General features: G+C 67.5%; 26 protein-coding genes. 16 read left to right on the top strand and 10 right to left on the bottom strand.

The window, feature by feature from the left end:
- Positions 1–88: 88 nt before the first annotated feature.
- Positions 89–550 (bottom strand): DUF1810 domain-containing protein, encoded by a 462-nt coding sequence (locus AC1D2F_RS03545; protein WP_364745388.1) that lies wholly within the window; start codon positions 548–550, stop codon positions 89–91.
- A 239-nt stretch (positions 551–789) separates the two neighbouring features.
- On the opposite strand from AC1D2F_RS03545, the gene AC1D2F_RS03540 reads away from it, so the two are divergent.
- The 4 genes from AC1D2F_RS03540 to AC1D2F_RS03525 all read left to right on the top strand — a co-directional run bounded on the left by AC1D2F_RS03540 (position 790) and on the right by AC1D2F_RS03525 (position 2964).
- Positions 790–1521, top strand: coding sequence for an MgtC/SapB family protein (locus tag AC1D2F_RS03540; protein WP_229992457.1), 732 nt, complete (start codon positions 790–792; stop codon positions 1519–1521).
- Positions 1505–1915: a DUF1801 domain-containing protein gene (locus tag AC1D2F_RS03535; protein WP_364745390.1), complete on the top strand. Its 411-nt coding sequence runs from the start codon at positions 1505–1507 to the stop codon at positions 1913–1915. The genes AC1D2F_RS03540 and AC1D2F_RS03535 overlap by 17 nt, the downstream gene beginning before the upstream one ends.
- 72 nt (positions 1916–1987) lie before the next feature.
- Positions 1988–2530, top strand: coding sequence for a GNAT family N-acetyltransferase (locus AC1D2F_RS03530; protein WP_364745392.1), 543 nt, complete (start codon positions 1988–1990; stop codon positions 2528–2530).
- Between the two features lie 29 nt (positions 2531–2559).
- Positions 2560–2964, top strand: coding sequence for a VOC family protein (locus AC1D2F_RS03525; RefSeq protein ID WP_476966277.1), 405 nt, complete (start codon positions 2560–2562; stop codon positions 2962–2964).
- 13 nt (positions 2965–2977) lie between these two features.
- Here the strand turns inward: AC1D2F_RS03525 and AC1D2F_RS03520 are convergent, their stop codons facing one another.
- Positions 2978–3412, bottom strand: a complete 435-nt coding sequence (locus AC1D2F_RS03520) for a DUF7144 family membrane protein (protein ID WP_229992462.1) — start codon at positions 3410–3412, stop codon at positions 2978–2980.
- Between the two features lie 299 nt (positions 3413–3711).
- Here AC1D2F_RS03520 and AC1D2F_RS03515 point away from each other — a divergent pair, with 299 nt between their 5' ends.
- The 3 genes from AC1D2F_RS03515 (at position 3712) to trxA (ending at position 5529) form a co-directional block, all read left to right on the top strand.
- Positions 3712–4440 carry a Type 1 glutamine amidotransferase-like domain-containing protein gene (locus tag AC1D2F_RS03515; RefSeq protein WP_476966183.1) on the top strand — a complete coding sequence of 243 codons (729 nt, stop codon included), beginning with the start codon at positions 3712–3714 and terminating at the stop codon, positions 4438–4440.
- Positions 4441–4491: 51 nt separating this feature from the next.
- Positions 4492–5037, top strand: coding sequence for an acyl-CoA thioesterase (locus tag AC1D2F_RS03510; RefSeq protein WP_476966182.1), 546 nt, complete (start codon positions 4492–4494; stop codon positions 5035–5037).
- A gap of 78 nt (positions 5038–5115) precedes the next feature.
- Positions 5116–5529 (top strand): thioredoxin, encoded by a 414-nt coding sequence (trxA, locus tag AC1D2F_RS03505; RefSeq protein ID WP_229992465.1) that lies wholly within the window; start codon positions 5116–5118, stop codon positions 5527–5529.
- 113 nt (positions 5530–5642) lie between these two features.
- On the opposite strand, the gene AC1D2F_RS03500 is transcribed toward trxA, so the two are convergent.
- The gene (locus tag AC1D2F_RS03500; protein ID WP_364745399.1) at positions 5643–5921 is read right to left on the bottom strand and encodes a putative quinol monooxygenase; all 279 of its coding nucleotides are present in this window, start codon (positions 5919–5921) and stop codon (positions 5643–5645) included.
- Between the two features lie 111 nt (positions 5922–6032).
- Between AC1D2F_RS03500 and AC1D2F_RS03495 the strand changes: the two genes are divergently transcribed.
- The gene (locus AC1D2F_RS03495) at positions 6033–7709 is read left to right on the top strand and encodes an AMP-binding protein (RefSeq protein ID WP_476966181.1); all 1677 of its coding nucleotides are present in this window, start codon (positions 6033–6035) and stop codon (positions 7707–7709) included.
- A gap of 20 nt (positions 7710–7729) precedes the next feature.
- Here AC1D2F_RS03495 and AC1D2F_RS03490 read toward each other — a convergent pair whose 3' ends face one another.
- On the bottom strand, positions 7730–8710 hold the full coding sequence (locus AC1D2F_RS03490; RefSeq protein WP_364745403.1) for a DNA-3-methyladenine glycosylase family protein: 981 nt from the start codon (positions 8708–8710) through the stop codon (positions 7730–7732).
- Positions 8711–8873: 163 nt separating this feature from the next.
- Here AC1D2F_RS03490 and AC1D2F_RS03485 point away from each other — a divergent pair, with 163 nt between their 5' ends.
- On the top strand, positions 8874–9296 hold the full coding sequence (locus AC1D2F_RS03485) for a VOC family protein (RefSeq protein WP_229992469.1): 423 nt from the start codon (positions 8874–8876) through the stop codon (positions 9294–9296).
- A gap of 39 nt (positions 9297–9335) precedes the next feature.
- Here the strand turns inward: AC1D2F_RS03485 and AC1D2F_RS03480 are convergent, their stop codons facing one another.
- Positions 9336–10529 carry an SLC13 family permease gene (locus AC1D2F_RS03480; protein WP_229992470.1) on the bottom strand — a complete coding sequence of 398 codons (1194 nt, stop codon included), beginning with the start codon at positions 10527–10529 and terminating at the stop codon, positions 9336–9338.
- Positions 10530–10598: 69 nt separating this feature from the next.
- Between AC1D2F_RS03480 and AC1D2F_RS03475 the strand changes: the two genes are divergently transcribed.
- The 6 genes from AC1D2F_RS03475 to AC1D2F_RS03450 all read left to right on the top strand — a co-directional run bounded on the left by AC1D2F_RS03475 (position 10599) and on the right by AC1D2F_RS03450 (position 17481).
- Positions 10599–11984 carry a cystathionine beta-synthase gene (locus AC1D2F_RS03475; RefSeq protein ID WP_476966180.1) on the top strand — a complete coding sequence of 462 codons (1386 nt, stop codon included), beginning with the start codon at positions 10599–10601 and terminating at the stop codon, positions 11982–11984.
- A gap of 17 nt (positions 11985–12001) precedes the next feature.
- Complete coding sequence (locus tag AC1D2F_RS03470; protein WP_229992472.1) at positions 12002–13210, top strand: cystathionine gamma-synthase; 1209 nt, start codon at positions 12002–12004, stop codon at positions 13208–13210.
- Positions 13211–13304: 94 nt separating this feature from the next.
- Positions 13305–13826 (top strand): winged helix-turn-helix transcriptional regulator, encoded by a 522-nt coding sequence (locus AC1D2F_RS03465; protein WP_364745413.1) that lies wholly within the window; start codon positions 13305–13307, stop codon positions 13824–13826.
- Positions 13823–15190 (top strand): MFS transporter, encoded by a 1368-nt coding sequence (locus AC1D2F_RS03460; protein WP_364745416.1) that lies wholly within the window; start codon positions 13823–13825, stop codon positions 15188–15190. The genes AC1D2F_RS03465 and AC1D2F_RS03460 overlap by 4 nt, the downstream gene beginning before the upstream one ends.
- Before the next feature lie 103 nt (positions 15191–15293).
- Positions 15294–16646, top strand: a complete 1353-nt coding sequence (locus AC1D2F_RS03455) for a glycosyltransferase 87 family protein (RefSeq protein WP_364745419.1) — start codon at positions 15294–15296, stop codon at positions 16644–16646.
- A gap of 73 nt (positions 16647–16719) precedes the next feature.
- Positions 16720–17481, top strand: coding sequence for an SDR family oxidoreductase (locus tag AC1D2F_RS03450; protein WP_229992476.1), 762 nt, complete (start codon positions 16720–16722; stop codon positions 17479–17481).
- A 69-nt stretch (positions 17482–17550) separates the two neighbouring features.
- Here AC1D2F_RS03450 and AC1D2F_RS03445 read toward each other — a convergent pair whose 3' ends face one another.
- From AC1D2F_RS03445 to AC1D2F_RS03425, 5 genes are all read right to left on the bottom strand, one after another.
- On the bottom strand, positions 17551–18033 hold the full coding sequence (locus tag AC1D2F_RS03445; RefSeq protein WP_229992477.1) for an Hpt domain-containing protein: 483 nt from the start codon (positions 18031–18033) through the stop codon (positions 17551–17553).
- Between the two features lie 447 nt (positions 18034–18480).
- Positions 18481–19680, bottom strand: coding sequence for an acyl-CoA dehydrogenase family protein (locus AC1D2F_RS03440; protein ID WP_476966179.1), 1200 nt, complete (start codon positions 19678–19680; stop codon positions 18481–18483).
- A 9-nt stretch (positions 19681–19689) separates the two neighbouring features.
- Positions 19690–21231 (bottom strand): APC family permease, encoded by a 1542-nt coding sequence (locus tag AC1D2F_RS03435; RefSeq protein ID WP_476966178.1) that lies wholly within the window; start codon positions 21229–21231, stop codon positions 19690–19692.
- A complete protein-coding gene (locus AC1D2F_RS03430) occupies positions 21228–22448 on the bottom strand; it encodes a glutathionylspermidine synthase family protein (RefSeq protein WP_476966177.1) in 1221 nt (406 codons plus the stop codon). Before AC1D2F_RS03430 ends, AC1D2F_RS03435 begins: the two co-directional genes overlap by 4 nt.
- A 2-nt stretch (positions 22449–22450) precedes the next feature.
- The gene (locus AC1D2F_RS03425) at positions 22451–23062 is read right to left on the bottom strand and encodes a Tat pathway signal protein (RefSeq protein WP_476966176.1); all 612 of its coding nucleotides are present in this window, start codon (positions 23060–23062) and stop codon (positions 22451–22453) included.
- Between the two features lie 190 nt (positions 23063–23252).
- Between AC1D2F_RS03425 and AC1D2F_RS03420 the strand changes: the two genes are divergently transcribed.
- On the top strand, positions 23253–23906 hold the full coding sequence (locus AC1D2F_RS03420) for an MOSC domain-containing protein (RefSeq protein WP_229992482.1): 654 nt from the start codon (positions 23253–23255) through the stop codon (positions 23904–23906).
- Positions 23907–24196 lie beyond the last annotated feature (290 nt).

Below are 24196 nucleotides of genomic sequence, written 5' to 3'. Positions count from 1 at the left end.
TTGAAGAAGAAGGAGCTTTCGTGAAGTCGTTTGCCTGTGGTGAGGTGGTTCCCGGTTGCGAAGCCCGGTCGGTGGCCACCGCGGACAGCTAACCGTCCGCCGGGTCGGGATCGCCTGTCTGCCCTTCCAGAAGCTGTTCGGTGGCGGGATCCGGCACGCCGTCGAAGTAGCGGTCCGAGACGTCGCGGAACACGGACTCGCCGGGGGCTGCAAGCCGGAACAGCGTCATGGACGAGTGCAGCTTCCGCGCGTCGATGCTGCCAAAAATCTGCACCGCGGACCGGCCATCAACGGAAGCCACGGCGGCGGCAACCTCTCGCAGACGGGGGCCAAGGACGTCGTGCCGGATGTAGGCCCGGGCCTCGTCGAGGGAGGAGATGGCATATCTGCGGGCGGTTTCGCTGTGGCCCAGGCCTGCGAGCTGGGGGAACACGAACCACATCCAGTGGCTCCGCTTCATGCCCGACTTCAGCTCCGCCAAGGCCTGTCGATACGTCCCGCCGGAGTCCTGCGCAGTCACGAACCGTTCAAGATCGTAAGGGTCTTCCATTCTCGCTAGGCTACGTCGCCGGGGCGCGCCGGAACAGCCTGGTCACCGGGGTCCTCGACAGGACCAAAGTCGGCCCGGGCTTCTAAGCGGACCAGACCAATCACTACTCCCCGGCCACTACTCCCCATAAGGGGGTGGCGGTACGATCAACATCGAGAGTCATTGGCGCACCTCAGAGTTGGCCGGAGCTGCAGGCGTCCGGATCCGGGCGCCACTCTCGGGCCGGGCCGGAGGGCGGGATGCAGGACGCATATGGGCTATATACCCCAACCACGCTGGTGGAAGTCGGGCTGCTGCTGGCGACATTTGTCCTCTGCTCCCTGATTGGCACCGAGCGGCAGGTCCGGCAAAAGGTCGCCGGCTACCGCACCCACGTCCTGGTCGGCTTGGGCTCTTGCACCTTCACCCTTATCTCGGCCTACGGCTTCGTCTACGCCCTGGCGCCTGGGGCCACCATGGACCCGTCCCGTATTGCGGCCCAAATCGTCAGCGGCATCGGCTTTCTCGGCGCCGGGGTGATTTTCAAGGGACGGAACGTTGTCCGCGGCCTGACGACGGCCGCCAGCATTTGGGTTTCTGCCGCCGTCGGCATGGCGTGCGGGGCCGGAATGCTGTCCCTAGCTGCTGCACTGACCGTTTTCCACCTCATCACGTTGTACGTCGTCTCTCCCTTAATCCGGAAGATCCCGACCCCGGACGCCCACCGGGTCCTGCACCTGGGCTATGCCGACAACCAGGGCGTGCTGCGGCAAGTGTTGGAGATCGCCACCAATATGGGATTCAGCTCGTCAATCCTGAGCACCAATAAGGCGGGCGATGAACAAAAGCCGCTCGTCCTCATGGACATCCGCTTCCATGGTCATCTTCCGCTGCGGGAACTCGTCCCCTACCTCCTGGATGTGCCCGGCGTGCAGAGTGTGACCGTTCGCGGCGTCGACCCGAACGAGGACGACGATGATGCCAGCGCCTGAGGACCCGCAGCGGGACCCCCGGGTTGACGCGTTCATCGCGGCACTGCCGGACTGGCAGCAGGATATCTGCGCTCAGGTGCGTGAACTTGTCCATGCCGCCGACCCGGCGGTCGAAGAGACCATCAAGCGCACCACGCAGCCCTACTTCGTCCTGGACGGCAACATTTGTGCCCTGCTCGCGGCCAAGGACCACGTCAACGTCTTCCTGTACGACGGCGGGATCGTTCCGGACCCGGAGGGCATCATCACCGGCGGGCACGAGAACAAGAGCGCGCGCACCGTCGCTTTCAGCCAGGGGGAAGCCATCCCCGGGCAGGCCCTCACTGCGATGTTCCGGCAGATCATCGCGGACAACCGGGCCGGCGGCTGGCGAAAACTCAAGCCGGGCAGATGAAGCAGGATGACCATTCTCGAACTGCCGGGCACGCTGATTGAAGCCGTTCGGGATGACCGTTAGAGTCTGCGGATGACCGAGCACAGCATCCCCCTGACGGAGACTGTACGCGTGCGCGTGCTGCGCAGGCCCGACGCCGGCCCGCTGGCCGACGCCTACCTGCGGAACCGGGAGCACCTGGCGCCCTGGGAGCCGGTGCGGTCCGAGGACTTCTTCACTGTCAACGGACAGGCCGCCAGCATTGAATCCAAGCTCGGGTTGTTCATCGCGGGATCGGACGTGCCATGGGTTCTCGTGGATGGTTCCCGCATCATCGGGGTGATTAACCTCAGCGGGATTGTCCGGGGGCCGTTCCTCAGTGCCCACCTCGGCTACTGGGTGGACAAGGACATGACCGGGCGGGGTCTTGGCTCGGCCGCGCTGGAGTTCGCCGTCCAAACCGCGCGGAACGAGCTCGGCCTGCACCGGCTGCAGGCCGCCACGCTCCCGCACAACTCCCCGTCGCAGCGGATCCTGAAGCGGGCCGGCTTTGAGGAGATCGGGTTGGCCCCCCGGTACCTTCAGATTGCCGGTTCCTGGCAGGACCACGTCCTGTTCCAACGGATCCTGTTCTGATGGCGGCTGTTCCGGATGCAGCTGTTCCGATGGCACCGGCGGACTTCGGTGCCCTGCATCATGTTGAACTCTGGGTGCCTGACCTGCAACGGGCCAGGGACCAGTGGGGCTGGCTGCTGGGCCGGCTGGGCTACGAGGCCTACCAGGACTGGGCGCACGGGTGCAGCTGGCGCCGCGGGCCAACGTATATCGTCGTCGAGCAGTCCCCGGACCTGAGCGGAACCATGCACCAGCGCACCGCGCCGGGCCTGAACCATCTGGCGTTCAGCGCCGGGACGCGGGAACATGTGGACGCCATGACGGGTGAGAGCCACAGCCACGGCTGGGCCGAGTTATTTCCGGAGAAATATCCGCACGCCGGCGGTCCCGGCCACTTCGCCGCCTACCTCGTGAATACGGACGGCTACGAAGTGGAGCTGATCGCGGCGGACTGACCGTTTCGGTGCCCTACGGGTTGCTTGGCGGAGGTGCCTGTTCAGCCTTGAGTTCCTCGCCGTGGGCGATGATCGCGTAGATGATCAGCACGTCGACGGCGATGACGATGACGGACCACCACGGCTGCTGCGGAATAAGCATCAACTGAACGACCGCGCTGACGCCCGCAAGGATGACCGCAACGATCCGAGCCCACGCTGCACCCGAGAAGAGCGCGACGGCGGTGAGGATCAGACCCGCACCGATTGCCACATTCCACCAGCCCCACCCCTTCGCGTCGAAGAGGAACAGCGTGCCGGGGGTCGACAAATAGTAGGTGTCGGGTCCGGTGAGCGCGACGAGGCCTTGAAGGCCGCTGAAAACGCCGTTGATGATCAGAATGACTCCGGCGAAACGGACCCAACCGGTCCAGCCGGTCGCAGTGACAGGGTGATGGGCAGTACTCATAGTGTCGACCGCTTTCCGTTGAATGCTCTGTCGTCGGCCTCATGGTCGGCGCAGTCGTGTGGTGAAGCTAGTACCGATTCCGATTATGTTCCTCGCAGTCCGGGCCGGTCAATCGTTCAGGTCGTCGGAGCCGCCCCGGCGGTCGGCTCCGTTCTGTCCGCGCACCGACGGAAGCCGGCGATGCCGCCCGCCTCGCCCCGATCCGCAGGGTGGGCGGCGAGCAAGTGCGGTGTCGGCCGAGGCTGGTTCAGATGCGCCTGGCCCATCGCGATTGCCCCGGATCCGGGTACCTTGAAGCCATGACCATCTTGCTCGTCGGCGGCGGCCCCGACACCGTGACCACTCCTGCCGTCTTCGACCGGTTCGTCAAGGAAGTCCGGCACCGGGCGCCTGGCAGGGTTCCTCGCATCGCCGTGGTTCTCTTTGACCACGAGGGCAGTTCGGAATACTTTTTGCCCGCCTATCTGAAGCCGCTGGAATCCCGAGTCGTCTGCGAGGTGCTCCCGGTCCTTCTCCACTTCAACAAGGAGGCGGATCCTGCCGCGTTTGACGACGTCGACGGGATCGTCGTCGGGGGCGGCCCGACGCCGGGATACCTGGATGGCCTGCGGCCGTCCGCGGAGGCCATCCGTCGAATGGTCTCGGAGGGCGTGCCGTATATGGGGTTCTCCGCCGGGGCGATGGTGGCGCCGGCGCGGGCGATTGTCGGCGGCTACCGAATCCGGGGCACAGAAATCTGCCCGGTCGAATGGTCTGAGGGACTCGAGGAACTGGAAATCCGCGACGGACTTGGACTGGTGCCTTTCGCGGTCGACGTCCACGCCGCGCAGGCCGGAACTCTAAGCCGGGCGGTTGGCGCGGTGGCGAAAGGCCTCGTGGACCGTGCGGCGGCCGTGGATGAGAACACTGCCCTGGTCCTGCACCACAGGGACCTGGAATCGTTGGAGGTAATCGGCACTGGGAACTGCTGGACGATTCGCGGTGTTGGCACCAAGGCCACAGTCTCGGTCCTGACCGCGCAACATTAGGCCCGGAGCCCGCCCCTTGGCACGTTTGTTACTCACGGGTAACATTGAGTCATGYACCTCCTATTCCGGACCCTCCTGCTGCTGTTCACGTCCTCGCGCCGCTCACCCCTGAGCATCTGGGGCAACTCCACGCTGCCGCTGCGGGTCCTGCCCACGGATATCGACATCGCCATGCACGTCAACAACGGCATGTACTTCTCGCTCATGGACCTCGGGCGCTTCGATCTCATGGCCCGCAGCGGAACCTGGAAAAAGATGCGCCGCCGGGGCTGGACCCCGGTGGCGGCGGGGGAGACCATCGCCTTCCGCCGTTCGCTGCAGCTCTGGCAGAAATACACCATCGAATCCAGGATCATCGGCCTCGACTCGAAGGCCATCTACTTCGAGCAGCGGATGGTGGTGGACGGCGAGGTTTACGCGCGCGCCTACATCGCCACCCGGCTTCTCAGCAAGGGCAAACCCGTCAGCCAGGAGGAAATCATCCGCGAATTCGGCGCTCCGCCGGCGGATCTGGAGCTGCCCGAGTGGATCCACGAATGGCGTGAAACCAACGCCCTGCCCGGCGCCAGGCGTCCGGCCCCGCACGCCTGGGCGTAGCATCCGGGCCGGCCTGCCCGGATGTGCCAACAGCGAAATGCCGGGGACAATCCATGCCGGCTCCCGTACCGTTGACTCATGGCTACCGTAGACATCACAGGTGAACAGTTCGCATCGACAGTCGAGGATAACGACATTGTCCTCGTCGATTTCTGGGCCGAATGGTGCGGCCCGTGCAAGCAGTTTGGCCCCACATACTCAGCGATCTCCGAGAAGCACCCGGACGTCGTCTTCTCCAAGGTCGACACTGAAGCCGAGCAGCAGCTCGCTGCCGAGGCCGGCATCACGTCGATCCCCACGCTGATGGCCTTCCGCGAAAAGGTCCTGGTGTTCTCGCAGCCTGGCGCCCTGAACGCGCAGCAGCTCGAGCAGGTGGTCGACGCCGTCAAGGCCCTGGACATGGAAGAAGTCCACGCCCACGTGGCCCGTTCGCAGGCAGAGGCCGCCGCCGCGGCGGCCAACCAGGACGGGACCCAGATTCCGGAGTCCTGACCCCCGGCTTAATTCCTCGGCTAAAAGCAATGCGGGGCCACTCCGCGCCCATGGATCCTTCAAGGATGGGCGCGGAGTGACCCTGCATTTTGGCGTTGTTGAGGGGCGGGTGCCTAGAGCATTTCCAGCTTGACCGGCTCGGCCAGCAGCGCGCTGAGGGACTCGTTCAGGTCCTGGACGGCCGTGCCCTTGGAGTGCTTGTCCAGGTCCGCCTGGCTGGCCCACCGTTCGGTCAGCACGAGCTTGTCCTCGCTGGCCTCGGTGAGCTCGTACCGGATACAGCCGGGCTCGTTGACCACCTCGTCAATCGCGATTTCCAGGGCGAGCTTCACGCGGAAGAATTCGCCGTCGTTGGGAATGAAAATGGCCTGAAGATCAACGGGTGCACTCATGGCAATTACCCTACCGGGCCGCCGCGCCGGCACCGGAAGATGACCCAAGTTTTCATAGGACTTCCAAGCTTTGCTCTTCTTTTGCCTCCGGTCAGTTGGTAGCGTCTCATCATGCTTGCTTACACAGCCGGGGACACTGACGTTCCGCTGCTCGAGGACACCATTGGCGCGAATTTCGAACGGATTGCGGCGCGGTTCCCGTACCACGACGCCCTGATCGAGGCGGCCGCGGTGCCCGGCGAAGAGGCCCGGCGGTGGAGCTATTCCAAGTTGAACGACGACGTCGACCGCCTGGCTCGTGCGCTCCTCGCCCTGGGCGTCGGGAAGGGCGAGCGGATCGGCATCTGGAGCCCCAACTGCGCCGAATGGACCATCCTGCAGTACGCCACCGCGAAGATCGGGGCGATCCTGGTCAACGTCAACCCCGCCTACCGCAGCCACGAGCTCGAGTTCGTGGTCAAGCAGAACAGCATGCGGATGCTGGTCTCCGCGCCGTCGGACCGGAACAGCGGCTACACCGGGATGGCGCGGCAGGCGCTGGCGGCGTGCCCGGACTTGCGCGAGCTGGTCTTCCTTCCGGATGCCGGCCTGGCCGGGCTGACTGCGGGCGAACCCGAAAACGACGCGGAGCGCACGTACGCCGAGTTGCTCAAGCGGGCTGACGACGTCGGGCATTCCGCCCTGAAGGCGCGCATGGCGGAACTGGACCCGCACGATCCCATCAACCTGCAGTACACCTCGGGCACCACCGGTTTCCCGAAGGGCGCCACGCTGACGCACCACAACATCCTCAACAACGGCTACTCGATCGGCGAGCAGCTGGGCTACACAGAACACGACCGCGTAGTGATCCCGGTGCCCTTCTATCACTGCTTCGGCATGGTGATCGGCAACCTGGCGGCCCTCAGCCACGGCGCCGCCACCATCATCCCCGGCCGGGCGTTCACGCCGGCCTCGGCGCTGGAGGCCGTGCAGGACTTCGGCGGAACCTCGCTGTACGGGGTGCCGACTATGTTCATCGCCGAGCTCGCCCTGCCGGAGTTCGCCTCCTACGACCTCGCGACACTGCGCACGGGCGTGATGGCCGGATCGCTGTGCCCGATCGAGGTGATGAACCGGGTCATTACCGAAATGAACATGACAGACGTCGCCATTTGCTACGGCATGACGGAGACCTCGCCAGTGTCCACAATGACGCGGAGCGTGGACACCATGGCCCAGCGGACCGAGACCGTGGGCCGGACCATGCCGTACCTGGAGAGCCGGATTGTGGACCCGGTGACGGGAGAAGTGCTGGAGCGCGGCGGGATCGGTGAACTCTGTACGCGCGGCTACGCCGTGATGCGGGGGTACTGGAACCAGCCGGACAAGACGGCCGAGGCGATCGACGCCGACGGCTGGATGCATACCGGGGACCTCGCCCGGATGGACGCGGACGGCTACATCGTGATTGAAGGCCGGATCAAGGACATGGTGATCCGTGGCGGTGAGAACATCTATCCGCGCGAAATCGAGGAATTCCTCTACACCCACCCGGACATCCAGGACGTGCAGGTGATCGGCGTCCCGGACGCCAAGTACGGCGAGGAACTGATGGCCTGCGTCATCCTGAAGCCCGGGGCCGCTCCGATGGACGCCGCCAGCCTGGCCGAGTTCTGCCACGGCAAGCTCGCGCACTACAAGATTCCGCGCTACGTGGACGTCCGCGAGAGCTTCCCGATGACAGTCTCCGGCAAGATCCGCAAGCTGGACATGCGCCAGGAGGCCGCGGCCCGGCTGGGCCTCTGACAGCAACTCGGGGTGGGGGGTCAGTGGCCGCGGTGGTCCTGGATGGTCATGCGCGGGCCGAAGGTCGGTTTCCGGAAGCCGCTCAGTCCGATCATCCGGACCACACGCTGCCGGTGCCCTGCCCAAGGGGCCAACAGCCTGAGCATGCCGGCATCGTCGGTGCGTCGGCCGGTCAGGGCGGCGCCCACGTAGGCCGCGAGGTGGTAATCGCCCACCGCGATTGAATCCGGGCAGCCGTGCGTGCGCTGCACCACCTCCGCCGCCGTCCACACCCCGATTCCGGGAAGGGTCTGCAGCTTGGCCCCTGCCTCGGCAGCGGGCAGCGCGGCGAGCCGTTCAAGCGCGACGGCGGAACGCAGCGCCCGCATGATGGTTGCCGAACGCTGCGGGCCCACGCCGGCCTTGTGCCATTCCCAGGACGGAATGTGCAGCCACTGCGCGGCCGTCGGCTGGACCAGCAGATTGGCGGGAGCCACCGTGCCGGCACCCGGTGCCGCCGTCCCGAAGCGGTACATCAGGTAGCGGTAGCCGCGGCGGGCCTCGATGACCGTGACCTTCTGCTCCAGGATGGTCGGCACCAGTGAGTCGATCATCCGGCCGGTTGCAGGCAGCCGGATCGCGAGGTTCCGGCGTCGGGCTTCAACCACCATGCGCGGGAGCGTGGCGTGGAACGCGGGCTCGTCGAAGCCGGACCAGTCGTCCTCGCTCCCGAGCATGCGCGGAACGGAGGCGACGGCGTCCACCGCTCCGGGGCCCCAGGCCTGCGCGTCCACTGCCGGGTCCGCCCGCGGCCCGGCGGTTGCCAGGCGCAGCGTGGCCGGACCGTGCGGGGTGGTGAACGCGAGCCAGACCCCGTCCGGGGCGGTGCGGATGGACGGGTCGCCGTGGCCGCGCAGGAGCGTGCCGATGGTTTGCATCAAGTCGAACGGGCCGCCCGGGCGCCACCGCAGTGAGGCGTCCGCCGCGGCGGCAATGCCTGCGGGGACGTCTGCAACGGTCATTCGAACATGTTCCCATGTCCCCCTGACAGCGGCCGTATCTGCCTGTGCGGAGCATGGGCCGTAGGGCCCTAAACCTCCAGCGCTGGCGGGACTAAGATCCGGCTGGGGCGTGGAGCGTCCACGCCTGCCTCGTGGCCCGAATCCTTGTTCTTGGGAGAGTGTGATGGCTGGTGGAGTTGTACATTTTGAAATCCCCGCAGACGACGAGGGCCGCGCACGGGAGTTCTACAGTTCGGCGTTTGGCTGGGAGGTCAGCTCCGTGCCGGAGATGAGTTACTCCATGATCAAGACGACGCCGACGGATGCAACGGGCATGCCCTCCGTTGCGGGCTCCATCAACGGCGGCATGTTCCACCGTGAGGGAGACCTCACGTCCCCGGTGGTCACCGTGGACGTTGATGACATTGACGCGGCGCTGGAGAAGATCAACTCCTTGGGCGGCAGCACTGTCTCCCCACGGCAGGAAGTCGGCACTATGGGCTGGGCCGCCTACTTCCGGGACACCGAAGGCAATGTGGTCGGTCTGTGGCAGAGCGCCCCGCGTGAGGGCGGCGCCGGCGCAGCGGCGGATGACATCGGCGCCTGACGCCGCCGACGGGCGCGCTGGCACTGAAGTACATCCAATTCAGTGCATCCCCGTCGTGAGCCACAGTGCCACGACCGCCAACGGGACCGTGAGGACGACGGCCGCCACACCGGCCACGGCGAAGCCTCCCCAGCGGATCTCCACGTTGAGGGCACGGAGCCGCTCGTGCCACAGCAGCGTGGCCAGGGAAGCCCACGGGGTCACCAGCGGGCCCAGGTTCACACCGATCAGCAGGGCCGCCAGCCGGGCCGGGGAGCCGCCCACCGGTTCCAGGGCCAAATAGGCGGGCAGGTTGTTCACGGCGTTGGCTGCCCCCGCACCCAGGCCGGCGAGCTGCAGGAGCGCCGGCAGGCTCTCGCCCGTGCCGGCGATCCCAGACAGGAACCGGGTGAGCCCGTTGGCGTGCAGGGCCTCCACCACCATGAAAAGTCCGGACGTGAGCATGAGCGGGCGCCAAGGAACCATGGACCAGCGCAGGGCGGAGCGCCGCCGCCAGAGGAACAGCAGGAGCAGGGCCGCGGCTGCCGCGAGCGCCGGGATCTGCACCGGAACCCCGGAGACCAGCGCCGGAAGCAGGACCACCATGACCCCGGATGCCGCGTACAGCAGCACCCGGTCCCGCACCCTATGGACCGGCTGCGGTCCGTACTTGCCGCGCAGATCCTTCCGGAACGGAAGCCACAGCAGCACCAGCGGCACGAGGATGCCCACCAGGGCCGGGGCCCACACCAGCGAAGCGAACGCGGCGGGGCTGAGCTTGAGCCGGTCCTGCGCCAGCAGGTTGGTCAGGTTGGAGACCGGCAGCAGCAGCGAGGCCGTGTTCGCCAGCCACACTGTGGTCAGCGCGAACGGCAGCGGCGGAATGCGGGCGTGGATTGCCAGCAGCACGACGACGGGAGTCACCAGCACCGCCGTCGTATCCAGCGACAAGAACACCGTGGAAACGGTGGCGAGTGCGATGACGAGGAACCACAGCAACAGGACCCGGCCGCGGCCCAGGGCGGCCAGCCGCTCCGTGACCACGCGGAAGAGCCCGGCCTCATCCACCAGCTCCGTGACCAGGGACATCGCCACCACGAACGCCAGCACGGGCACGGTCCTTGCCGCCAGCTCCTGAAAAGCGGGGACCGGCAACAGCCCGGTGGCCAGCGCCGCGCACCCCGCCAGCAGCATGCCCGCGGGCAGCGCGTAGCTCCTGAGCTTCTTCAGCCGGGCGATCCTCTTCACCGCCATATCCTCGCACCTGCTGGAGGCGTCGCCGCGCCGAGGTGCATCCTCGCCGGAGACGGTAGCTTTGTACCTATGAAGTACGCCCAGTCCGTTCTGGACCTCATCGGCCATACGCCGCTCGTCAAACTCAACCACGTGACCGATGGCATCGCAGCCACCATCCTGGTAAAGCTCGAATACCTGAACCCCGGCGGTTCGATCAAGGACCGCATCGCGGCGAAGATGATCGCGGAGGCCGAACGAACGGGCAAGCTCCTGCCCGGCGGCACCATTGTGGAACCCACCTCGGGCAACACCGGCGTTGGCCTGGCGCTGGTGGCGCAGCAGAAGGGCTACCGCTGCATCTTCGTGGTGCCGGACAAGGTCGGCGAGGACAAGCGGGCCGTGCTCCAGGCCTACGGCGCCGAAGTGGTGGTCACGCCCACCGCCGTCCCGCCGGAAAGCCCGCAAAGCTACTACGGCGTCTCGGACCGGCTCGTCACCGAAATCCCGGGAGCCTACAAGCCGGACCAGTTCTCCAACCCGGCCGCACCGGCCAGCCACTATGAGACCACCGGCCCTGAGATCTGGCATGACACCGACGGCCGCATCACGCACTGCGTGATCGGCGCCGGCACCGGGGGCACGATCACGGGCACCGGCCGGTACCTCAAGGAAGTTTCCGCCGGGCGGCCCGGGGCCGAGGGCGGCGTCGTGAAGATCATCGGCGCGGATCCCGCAGGCTCGGTGTACTCCGGCGGCACGGGCCGCCCGTACTTCGTCGAAGGCGTCGGGGAGGACATGTGGCCGGCCAACTATGACAAGTCCGTCCCGGACGACGTCATTGCCGTCAGCGACGCCGATTCCTTCGCGATGACGCGCCGGCTGGCGCGCGAGGAAGGGCTGCTGGTGGGCGGGTCCTCGGGCATGGCCGTCGTGGCCGCGATGGAGGTCGCCAAGGACCTCCCGGCGGAAGCCGTCGTCGTGGTCATCCTGCCGGACTCCGGCCGCGGCTACCTGGCGAAGATCTTCAACGACCAGTGGATGCGCTCCTACGGCTTCCTGGCCAGCGGGGACGAGGCCTCGGTGGGCGAGATCCTCAAAGCCAAAACCGGTGAACTCCCGGACCTCGTCCACATCCACCCGAACGAGTCCGTCCGCGATGTCATCAACATCATGAACGAGTACGGCGTCTCGCACATCCCCGTCCTGTCCCAGGAACCGCCCGTCGTCATGGGCGAGGTCCTTGGTGCCGTGGACGAGCGCACCCYGACGGCCAAGCTCTTCCGCGGCGAGGCAAAACTCTCGGACAAAATCTCCGAACACATGGAGGCCCGCCTCCCCGTGATCGGCTCGCTCGAATCGATTTCGACCGCCCGCGAACTCCTCTCCGACGCTGACACCCTCATGGTGACGTTTGTCGGCGCTCCGGTGGGGATCCTGACCCGCCACGACCTCCTCGCGTACCTCAGCAACTGACCAGTTCAAGGAGTCCCATGTCTGTGCCTGAAAGCTCTTCCTCGAAAATCCCGGGCTTCAACACCCGTGCCATCCACGCCGGACAGGCGTTTGAGCCCCGCACCGGGGCGGTGGTGCCCCCCGTGCACTTCTCGTCGACCTATGCCCAGGACGGCATCGGCGGGCTGCGGGACGGCTACGAATACGGCCGGGGCACCAACCCCACCCGTGACTCGCTGCAGGAGCAGCTGGCCGCGCTGGAAGGCGGGAGCGCCGCGTTCTCCTTTAGCTCGGGCCTGGCCGCCGAGGACTCGATGATCCGCGCCCTCACCCGCCCCGGTGACCACATTGTGCTCGGCAACGACGCCTACGGCGGAACCTACCGGCTCATCAGCCGGGTCCTGGGGGAGTGGGGCATCGGCAACACCCCGGTGGACATGTCCGACCTCGACGCCGTCGCGTCCGCCGTAGCAGCCGGAGGCACGGCCGACGGCGGCGGCAAGACCCGCCTGGTGTGGGTGGAGACGCCGTCGAACCCGATGATGAAGATCACCGACATTGAGGCGCTCGCCAAGGTGGCGCACGACGCCGGCGCGCTCCTCGTGGTGGACAACACCTTTGCCTCGCCGTACCTGCAGACCCCGCTCGCCCTCGGCGCCGACATCGTGGTGCACTCCACCACCAAGTACATCGGCGGCCACTCGGACGTCGTCGGCGGCGCGATCGTGGTCAACGACCCCGAGCTGGCCGAGAAGATCGGCTTCGTCCAGTTCGCCGTCGGTGCCGTGTCCGGGCCGATGGACGCCTTCCTCACCACGCGCGGCCTGAAAACCCTCGGCGTGCGCATGGACCGGCACAGCGACAACGCCCAGGCCGTGGCCGAATGGCTGCTGGAGCGCCCCGAGGTCGAAGCCGTGCTGTACCCGGGCCTGCCCTCCCACCCGGGTCACGAGCTGGCCAAGAAGCAGATGAAGAAATTCGGCGGCATGATCTCCGTGCAGTTCAAGGGCGGCGAGGCCGCGGCACGCAAGGTGGCCGAATCGACCTCCGTCTTCACCCTGGCCGAGTCCCTGGGCGGGATCGAATCGCTGATGAACTACCCCTCGGAAATGACGCACGCCTCGGTCAAGGGCACCGAACTGGCGGTTCCGGTCAACCTGATCCGGCTCTCCTGCGGCATTGAGGACGTCGAGGACCTGATCGCCGACCTTGACGCCGCGCTGTCCTCCCTGGACGCCGGCAGCTAACTGCACCCCTAGCTGACCGCCGCGCAGGCGTCAGTCCGGTGCGCCGAACGCGGCCACCCTAGCTTTCTCTAAGAGAGTCAGCTAGGGTGGCCGCATGGCACTCCGATCCGACTGGTCCCAGCGGACCTGCAGCATGGCCCGCGGCCTCGACATCCTCGGCGACCCCTGGAGCATGCTGGTCCTGCGCGAGGTGTTCTTCGGCAACGGCCGCTTCGAAGCCATGAAGGCCCGGCTCGGGGCGGCCGATTCCGTCCTCACCAAGCGGCTCGCCGGGCTCGTGGAGGCCGGGCTCCTCACCCGGCGGCCCTATGACGACGGCGGCCGCACCCGCAAGGAATACGTCCTGACCGCCAAGGGCGAGGACGCCCTCCCGGTGCTCAACGCCGTCGTGATCTGGGCCGAAAAGCACCTCCCGGCGCCTTCCGGGCAGGCGCACATGTTCGTCATCCACACCGGCTGCGGGGAGAGGACCTCCTCGGCGGACACGTGTACGGCCTGCGGGGAACCGCTGACGGCCACCAACACGAGCTGGCACAGCCTCTCCCGTACCGCGGACCCCGTGCCCCTGGCCACGTCCGGCACCGCGACCCCTGACCAGAACGGAACCGCCGCATGAGCGCCCCTGAAACCATGACCCCCGCGCCGGTCCGGCGCCGCATCCACCCGGCGTGGACTGTTGCCGCCGTGGCTTTCCTCGCGCTGGTCGGCGCCGCCGGGTTCCGGGCAGCGCCGGGGGTGCTGATGGTGCCGCTGCAGAACGAGTTCGGCTGGTCCACCACCGTGCTCTCGGCCGCGGTCAGCATCAACCTCGTGCTCTTCGGGCTCACGGCGCCGTTCGCGGCAGCCCTGATGGAACGCTTCGGCATCCGCGCCGTCACGGCCGTGGCCCTGGTGCTAATCGGCGCCGGCAGCGCCCTGACGGTCTTCGTGACCCAGTCCTGGCAGATCCTGCTGACCTGGGGGCTGCTGATCGGGCTCGGCACCGGGTCCATGGCGCTTGTCTTCGCCGCCACCATCGCCAACACCTGGTTCGCCAAGAGCCGCGGCCTGGTCATCGGCATCCTCACCGCCGGCAGTGCCGCCGGACAACTCGTGTTCCTGCCCTTCATCGCGCTCCTGGCCCAGGACCCGGGCTGGCGGCAGGCCTCGCTCCTCATCGGTGCCGGCGCGCTGGCCGTGGTGCCGCTCGTGCTGAAGTTCCTGAAGAACTCACCGGCCGAGGTCGGCGTGCTGCCCTACGGGGCGACGCCGCTGGCCGCCGGCGCCGTCACAGGGCCAGAATCGACCGACTCGACCGGGCCGGCCGGGCAGGCAGCGCCCGGGCCGGCGGCAGCGGCGGAGCCCCGCCGGAACGCCGCGGTCCGGGCCCTGCAGGTCCTCAAACGGGCCAGCAAGGTGCGTACCTTCTGGGCCCTCGTGGCCGGCTTCGCGATCTGCGGCGCGACCACCAACGGGCTGATCGGCACCCACTTCATCCCCTCCGCCCATGACCACGGCATGCCCGAAACCACCGCGGCGGGCCTGCTCGCCGTCGTCGGCCTCTTCGACATCATCGGCACCATCGCCTCCGGCTGGCTCACGGACCGCTTCAACCCGCGGATCCTGCTCGCCGTGTACTACCAGTTCCGCGGGATCGGGCTGCTGGTCCTGCCGCTGCTGCTCAGCGCCACCGTCCAGCCCAGCATGATCGTGTTCGTGGTCATCTACGGCCTGGACTGGGTCGCCACGGTGCCGCCGACGGCCGCCATTTGCCGCCAGGTGTTCGGCGCCGACGGGAGCGTCGTGTTCGGCTGGGTGTTCGCGGCCCACCAGCTCGGCGCGGCCGCCGCGGCCCTGGCGGCCGGGGCGGTCCGCGACGCCACCGGCCAGTACACCTACGCCTGGTTCGCCGCCGCCGCCATGTGCACCATCGCCGCCGTCATCAGCGCCACCATCCGCAAGGACGCCCGGAAGCTGGAGTCCGTCCCGGTGCCGGCGTAGCTGGGTCTGTAGACTGGCCCGACAGCGAGGGCGCGTTTGCGCCGCCCTGGACGGAACCGCCCAAACGGCCAGCGTCTACACCAGCAGCCCGATGGGGGAATTCATGTCAGTGCCCGATTCAGACCGCAGCCCGGCGCGGCGCTCACCCGCCCGGCAGCTGCTCCGGCTCTCTGTCATCCTGGCCATCGCCGCGGTGGGCTACTTCATCTGGATCTCGCTCGGTGCCTGGGCCAAGCAGGGTCTGGACTTCAGCGTGTACTGGTACGGCGGCAAAATCCTCAACGACGCCGGCGAGGCGCCTTCAGACCTGTATGCGGGCAACGTGGACTGGGCCGGTGGACCGACGCTCATGTTTACCTACCCGCCGTTCGCCGCCATCCTCTTCAGCCTTTTGGCCCGGCTGCCGCAGGCGGCAGCGCTGACCCTGTTCAACGCCGCCGGCGCCGGGGTGGCGATCCTGACCGCGGTCCGCGCGGTCCGGTACTGGAACGCGAAAGCCTCCTGGCGAGCCACCTTCCGGATTCCGGGCAACGGCTGGGCCGCCGCCGTCCTGGTCCTGGCGGTGCTGAACCTGGGTCCCTGGCGCGAGACCCTGGTGTTCGGCCAAATCAACGCGCTGCTGATGGGCCTGATCGCGGTGGACCTGCTGGCCCGCAACCATCGCTGGACCCGCGGCTTCCCCGGCAGCGGCTTCCTGGTGGGCGTCGCCGCCGGCATCAAGCTGACGCCGCTGGTCTTCGGGCTGTACTACCTGGTCCGCAGGGACTGGCGCGGACTGGGCAATATGGCCGCCGGCTTCACCGCCACCGTGCTGGCCGGCTGGCTGCTGCGTCCCGCCGAATCCCTGCAGTTCTGGCTCCAGATGCTGCCGGACACGTCCCGGATGGGGGGAGCGGGCTATGTGGACAACCTGTCCCTCAAAGGTGCCCTGCTGCACTTCGGTGTCCCGGAGGCGCACGTCACGGTGCCGTGGCTGGTGCTGAGCCTGATGGTTGTGGCCGTCGGCGCCGCAGTGATCAAGGCCGCCAGCGATCAGGGCTCCCGCGTCGTGGCCGTGTCGGCGACGGCCCTCACCATGCTGCTGATCAGCCCGGTCTCGTGGTCCCACCACTGGGTGTGGGTCGCGGCCGTCTTTCCGGCGTTCGCCTGGACCCTGCGGGAAACTCCCCGACGCTACGCCGGAATGCGCTGGACCATGGGCGGCGTGCTGGGCATCTCGATCATCGTGTTCCTGTTCTCGCCCAAGACCATTGGCACAGCCCTGGGCGCGGAAAACCTCGATGTCCAGACGCCCGGCCTGTGGATCATGGCCTCCAGTGCCGGCGTCTTCTGCGCCGTGGCCATGCTGGTGTGCTGGCTTGTAGCCCTGCGGCGGGATTCGGTGGCACCGGGGCTCGATTTTGATGCCGTGCCCGCCGCCGGACGGGACCTCCGGGCCTCCGCGGTCTCCTCGTAGCTGCCGCCCGGGGACCTTCGGAAGGCGGGATCTAGCAGGTGCTGCACCTCCGGCCGCCGCTAGGCTGTTCGGCATGAGCTCTTCGTCACCCCGTAAGACTGCCCTCGTCACCGGCGCCGGCCGGCTCGCCGGAATCGGCGCCGGCATCGCGCGCCGCCTCGCCGCGGATGGCTGGGACCTCGTACTGACGTACTGGCAGGACTACGACGCCCGGATGCCGTGGGGAGTCCAGCCGGACGACGTCGAACGCCTCACCGCTGAGCTGCAGGCGATCGGCGCCGCCGTCGTGGCTCTGCCCGCGGATTTCCAGGACCCGGACGCCGTGGACCGGCTGATGGCCGCCGCTGCGACCGAGGCCGGAACCCTGCAGGCACTGGTGCTCAGCCATGCCGAATCCGTGGACTCCGGCATCCTGGACACGTCCCTGGCGAGCTTCGACCGGCACTTCGCGGTCAACACCCGGGCCAGCTGGCAGCTGATTGCCGCCTTCGCCCGGCAGGCCGGTCCCGACGGCGGGGCCATCGTGGCGCTGACCAGTGACCACACCGCGTTCAACCTGCCCTACGGGGCATCAAAGGGCGCCCTGGACCGGATCGTGATCGCAGCGGCCCGGGAACTTGGCCCGCTCGGGATCAGCTCCAACGTACTCAACCCGGGACCGGTGGACACCGGCTGGATGGACGAGCCGCTCCGTGACGACCTGGCCCGGCGGCAGCCCGGCGGCCGGCTGGGCACCCCGGCAGACGTGGCCGGCACCGTCGCGTTCCTGCTCTCGCCCGAGGGTCGCTGGATGTCCGGGCAGCTGGTCAAGGCCGACGGCGGCTTCTCCGCCTGAGCCTGGACCCGGCAGCCTGGCGCGTCAGCGGACGCTGATGCGGGCATCCGACGGTCGCCCCGGATCCGGTCAGTCGGCGGTCAGCAGGGCGAGGGCTGTTGCCAGTTCGGTGGCGGCGCTTTGGAGGAGGCAGGCCGTCTCGCGTGCACGGGCGTTGCGCCCGGACTGGAGGTCGGCATCAATGAGCTCGGCTATGAGTTGGAGCCGGCAGGCACCGGCCATGGATGCGGACCAGGACAGACTATGGGCGGCGAGGCGCGCCTCCTCCCAGTCCCCGACGGTCAAGGCTCGGTGGACCTTTTCGACCCGGTGGGGAAGCATGAGCTGGGATGTACTGACGAAGTCGTGGAACCTCCAGGATTGGGGTGTTCCTGCGCTCTCTTGAAGTCGGTTGCTGTCCAGAACGCGTGCCGTGGCGATGCGGGCACGGTACTTGCGGGGTCCCTGGTCAGCGCTGGAAAAATCCTGGTCGTTCACGTCCGCCCTGCTCGCGGCGTGACGTGCCGGAAAGACGCCGAGCGTCCACGCGCCTGACTTGGCCCTGAGACCCATGATGTCCCCCTCACCCGGTATCCTGTGCCGACCCGTCGGATCGGTTGCGATGGCACCACTCTACGAATGCGCCCCAGGGAGAACACGAGTGCTGGCTACGCGGAAACTCAGCAGTCACCACTTGTATCACTGGTTTCATACGTATCGCACCACAGGGATCGTCTTCGCGGGATCCAGGCGGCCGCACGGTCCAGTTCTTCGTCGCCGGATGGCTTGCCCGCCGACGGCGGCTTCTCCGCCTGAGCCCGCCCCGGAACTTCTTCCGGAACCTCGCCGAGATGGCATTTCACGGCAGTGTTTGCGGCAAACACTGCCGTGAAATGCCTCCCCACCCGCACCCTAACCTCGCAAGTCCCCACCGGCTCCCAGCCTTCGCAAGCTCAGGCCGGGGCCCAGCCGGTGTGGGCCCCCGGTCAAGGAACCCTGCGGGCGCGGGCCCCCTCGGGCTCAGCGGAAGGCGGGCAGACCCGTGATGTGCTGGCCCAGGATCAGGGTGTGGACCTCGTCGGTCCCCTCGTAGGTGCGGACGGATTCCAGGTTGGCGGCGTGCCGCAGCGGGGAATGGTCCAGCGTGATGCCGTTGCCGCCCAGGATGGTGCGCGCCTCCCGGGCAATAGCGATCGCTTCCCGCACGTTGTTCAGCTTGCCGAGCGAGATTTGCTCCGGACGCAGCCTGCCGGCGTCCTTGAGCCGGCCCAGGTGCAGGGCCAGCAGGGTGCCCTTCTGGATTTCCAGGAGCATGTTCACGAGCTTCTCCTGCGTCAGCTGGTATCCGGCCAGCGGCTTGCCGAACTGCAGCCGCTCCTGGGCATAGGCCAGGGCGGCCGCGTAGGAATCCCGGGCGGCGCCCATCGCACCCCACGCGATCCCGTACCGGGCCTCGTTGAGGCAGGAGAAGGGGCCCCGCAGCCCCCGCGCCGCCGGCAGCAGCGCCTCCGGGCCCAGCCGGACGGCGTCGAACGTGATGTCGCACTGGATGGAGGCGCGCATCGAAAGCTTCTGCCCGATCGGCGTCGCGGTGACGCCCGCGGTGCCGGCCGGGACGAGGAATCCGCGCACGCCGTCGTCGGTCATGGCCCACACCACCAGCACATCCGCGACGGACGCGAGCCCGATCCAGCGTTTGGCGCCGTCCAGGATCCAGCCGGCGTCGCTGCCGGTCCCGTCGGGGCGGGCAAAGGTGGTCATGGATGCCGGATCGGATCCGGCTGTGGGCTCGGTTAGGGCAAACGCGCCGATCAGCTCGCCGGCGGCCATCCGGGGGAGCCACTCCTGCTTTTGGTCCTCGGAGCCCCACTTGTGGATGGCTGTCATGGCGAGGGAGCCCTGCACCGAGACGAACGTGCGGACGCCGGAATCACCGGCCTCGAGTTCCATGGCCGCGAGGCCATATTCGACGGCGGAGCGGCCGGGGCAGCCGTAGCCCTCCAGGTGCATGCCAAGCACGCCGAGCTCGCCAAGTTCCGGGGCGAGGTCCAGGGGGAACACGGCGTCCTCGTACCAGCCGGCGATATCGGGACGGATCCGCTGGTTCGTGAAATCGCGGACGCGCTCGCGCACGGTGCGCTCCTCCGCGCTCAGCAGGGAATCGATCGCCAGGACATCGGAAACGTCGGAATCGTGGGGAATGCCAGCTTCGTTGCTCATGCCAGCATCCTACGGCCGCACCGTACTCTCGGGCTGAGTCCGTGCCGCGGCGGGCTGGTGCTGCAGGAAATAGCCCCGCGTGGACGGCGCGAAACGGCAGACGGCGGCCAGCGCCACGCCCAGTACCAGGAGCAGCACGCCGCTGACGAAAGCCCCGCCGACGCCGAAGATCTGCGTATCACCGTAGTCCGGATCCCACATCTGCACCGCCGAGACGAAGAATGCCGCAGTCAGCATGAAAGCGCCGAGCAGGGGCATGACGCCGCGGAACCAGAAGTTCCGGGCCGAGCCGCGCAGGGTCGCGCGGAAGTACCAGACGCAGGCAAAGCCGGTCAGGGCGTAATAGAAAGCGATGAACAAGCTGATTGAACTGATCGAGTCGGCGAGCAGGTTCTCGCTCACCAGGCTCATCAGGACGTAGTAGGCAACGGCCGCGGCGCCCATGACCTGGGTGGAATATCCCGGCGTCTGGTTGCGCGGGTGGACCTCGCCGAACCTGGGAGGCAAGGCGCCGTGCACGCCCATGGACAATGTACCGCGGGCGGTAGGGAGGATGGTGGTCTGGGTCGAGGACAGCACCGATGCCAGGACGGCGACGACGATCAGCCAGCCCCAGGGGCCCAGCACCACGTCCTTCATGGCGAGGAAGACGTCGTTCTGGTTGGCCTCGTTGCCCAGCCCGATCCCGTCCGTGTCCACCGTGGCGTACATCATCACCAGGAGGGCTACGGAGACGTAGATTACGACGAGGACAAGCGCCGAAATGACGGCGCCGCGGCCGGGGGTGGTGCCGGGGTTCTCGGTCTCCTCGTTCACCGCGAGGCAGGTGTCCCAGCCCCAGTAGATGAACAGTGCCAGCAGGGCACCATGCACCACCGCGCCGGGATCGGCGAAGGCGCCGGCGGGGTTGAACCACTCAAGATCGAAGGACTGACCGGTTGCGGCCGCGCCGGGAACTCCGCCCGTGATCCTGACGATAATCGCCACGGCGAAGATGCCCAGCGAGAGGTACTGCACGTAGGTCAGGACCCGCTGGATATGTTCCCCGAGGCGTATGCCGCGGTAATTCACCAGGGTCATGAACGCGATGAACAGAACGCCGGTGGCGGTGACCACCAGGCTGTTCCCGGCCAGGGAACCGTCGCCGATCAGCAGCCACAGGTACTGCCCGGCGACCTGTGCGAGGTTGGCCAGGACCACGACGCCGGCCAGGGCAACGCCCCACCCGCCGAGCCAGCCGGCCCATGGACCGAAGGCCCGGCGGGCCCAGATGAAAGTGGTCCCGCAGTCCGGCATGGCGCTGTTGAGCTCACGGAAGGCGAAAGCGATGAAGAGCACGGGCACGAAGCCCAGCAGCAGGATCAATGGAGTGTAATTGCCGTTGACCGCCACGATCAGGCCCAGGGTCGCCGCGAGCGAATAGACCGGCGCGGTGGAGGCCAACCCCAGCATTACGGAGTCTCCGAGATCCAGGATCCCGGACCGCAGCCCCTTGGCGGGAACTGCCGCGGGGGCCCCGTGGCCGCCGGCCGTCGTCGTCTCGGTGCTCATAGGGCGATACCTGCCTTGCTGGAGTGGGCCCGGTTCGAGGTCGGAACCGGCGGGGCCGGCGCGTCAATTGTGTTGGGAACGAAGCGGCAGAAGTAGTCCGTGATGGGCCCGTCCGATTCGCGGATGCCACAGCCGACTGATTCGCCGTCGACCACCCAGAGCCCGAGCACCGGGCGGTTGCCGTCGAAATCGGGAAGGGCGTGGAACTGCTGGTAACACCAGCCTTCCCGGCCATAGTTGCCGGGCTGTTCCAGGTCGATGCCGGCGGCGTGGATCTTGATGTTGTCCCCCTCGCGGCCGTGCAGCGGCTTGGCCACCCACTCCTTGAGCGGTCCGGGGCCGTCGAGATAGGCCGGTAGCAGGTTGGGGTGGTCCGGGTACAGGTGCCACAGCGCCGCGAGCAGGGCCTTGTTGGACAGGAGCATCTTCCAGGCGGGCTCCACCCAGCGCGGATTGTGGGCGCGCTGGAGCAGCCGGTGCCCGAACGGCTCCTTCATCATCAGTTCCCAGGGGTAGAGCTTGAACATGGTGCTGATCATGAAGTTGTCCAGGTCCACGAAGCGGTTGAGGTTCGGGTCCCAGCCGATGTCGGACATGTTGATCCCGATCGTGGTCCAGCCGGCCTGGCCCGCGACGTCCCGCATATAGGCTGCCGTGATCCAGTCCTCGCCGGATTGTTCCTCCTCGGAATGGGCGATGTGGAGCGTGCTCATGCCGGTGCGGTACTGCACTCTCTTCCACTGCCTGATGAGGGCTTCATGGATGCCGTTCCACTGGTCTTTTTCGGGAAAGACGTCCTGCAGCCAAAACCACTGGGCGACGGCTGCCTCGATGAGCCCGGTAGGGGTGTCGGCGTTGTATTCGAGCATCTTGGCCGGCCCACCCCGGCCGTCGTAGACGAAGTCGAAGCGGCCGTAGACGTCCACATCGCCGGCCTGCAGCGATTCGGCCGCGAGCTCCAGTGCCTGCGGCCCGATCCCGATCCCGCCCATGGCGCCGGTGGCCAGGAACTTTGCGGCCTCGAGGCACATGCGGTGCATGTCCTCCGCCGTCTGTTCGAGAGTCTCCACTTCGTCCATGGTGAATTCGTAGTAGGCGCCCTCGTGCCAGTACTCGACGTTCGTGCCGTCGGGCAGGGCGGTGGTGGAGAAGACGAGGCCTTGTGATTCGATGTGCTCTTTCCAGTCCGGCCTCGGCACGGATCCCAGTCGTATCATCCCTAGCCTCCCGTGCTTCCGCCCTTGGCGCTGCCGCCAAAGCCGCCCCTGCTGACCGTGCCGCCCGTGCGGCTGTATCCCGTGGACGCCTTGGCCCCGGTGGGAACAGTCCTGCTGTAGCTGGGGTAGCCTGACCGGTTCTGGCCCACCCCGGGCACGCTGGCGCCGCGGGAGTAGAAGTACCAGGCATAGACGCCGGAGCTGCGGCCGTCTGTGCTGCTGTTATTGCACTGGGCGTCCTCGACGCGCTCGCCGGGGCCGTCGTTGAAACACACCTGGGCGTAGTCGGCCTCGTCCTCGTTGCTGGCCACCATGGCGGTGATAGTGCCGGCCAGGAGCGCCGTGACGCCCAGCCCGACGACGACGGTGCGGCGCTGCGAGCGTTTCCTCCGCGCGGCCGCGCTCGCCAGTTCGCGCTCGCGTTCCCGGGCGAAGGGGTCAAAGACGGCGCCGGGGGCAGCGGTGTCTGCCGGAAGCCCCGGCGGCGCGGGCTGGCCGGACTGGTTCTGCAGCTCGGGCCGCAGCTCGGGCTGTGGAACCTGCCACGGAGGCTGCTTCCGGTCCTGCCGTTGCTTATCCGGGTGCTTATCCGGGTGCTCGTCGTTGCGGCCCAAATGCGTCCCCTCACGTATGGCCGCGGGACGTGTTTGTCCCGCGGAAGGCTTGCGTGCGTTTCCCGACGCCAGCCTAACCGGCCTCCGGATCCCGGACGATGGATGGGCTCCACGTGTCTGCGGTGCCGGCCGGGCCAGCGTGCCCGAGCCGAGTCCGGTGCCCGGCCGTGCGCAGGCCTACACTGGTGCCATGGAAACCGCATCTGTGCTTGCTGTCTGCAGGGTTCACCAGCTGCTCGATGATCCCGGCAGCGTCGGGGTCACCGCGATCGACAAGCGCCCCGTGGACGGTCCGGTGCGGGTCCACAAGCTCGGCCTGCGCGGTGATGTCCAGGCCAGCAGGATCCATCACGGCGGCGAGGACCAGGCACTCTACGCGTATTCGCAGGACGACGCCGACTACTGGGCCGGCGAGCTCGGGCGGGACCTGCCGCCGGGCACCTTCGGCGAAAACCTGCGGATCACGGGCCTCAACGCCTCCAACGCCGTGATCGGCGAACGCTGGAAGATCGGACTGGACGTCGAGGTGGAGGTCACCTCCCCGCGCATCCCCTGCGCCACCTTCCAGCGCCGGATGGGCGAGCCGCACTGGGTCAAGCGGTTCACCGAGGCGGGCCGGGTGGGCACCTACCTCCGGGTGGTCCGGACCGGCAACATCGAAGCCGGGAACCACATCCACCGGCTCTTTGTCCCCGCGCACGGGGTGACGATCGCCAAGTGGTTCACCGATCCCACCCTGGAGGACATGGAGGCCCTGCGCGACGCCGACGCCGACGGCCAGATCCGCCTGCAGCCCGAGTACCACCAGGGCTTCGAGCAGCTGCAGCGCCGCCTCGGGGTCTAGGACTGGTGCGCCGGTGTGCGCAAGCTCACCGTCCGCCGTCGGCCTCTCAATTTCCACTGTTCTGATCCATGCCCTACACTTGAAATATCCCCCACTCCGGAAATCCCTTATTCCTGCCCAATTCTTGAGGCAGGACTGGCAAGTGTTGGGGCCCGCAAATGTGATGCGGGCATTTTCATAGGGAGAGCCGGCAAAAGAAAACGCTGTACAGACTGCTGGGATAGCAGCCAAGAGATGCAGCGGGAAGTCCTGCCACGGGATTGCGAAAGCGCCGGACTTCTATGTGACCC

The sequence above is a fragment of the Arthrobacter sp. P1_B3 genome (assembly GCF_056406615.1).
This window is presented reverse-complemented; position numbering and strand designations above follow the sequence as displayed.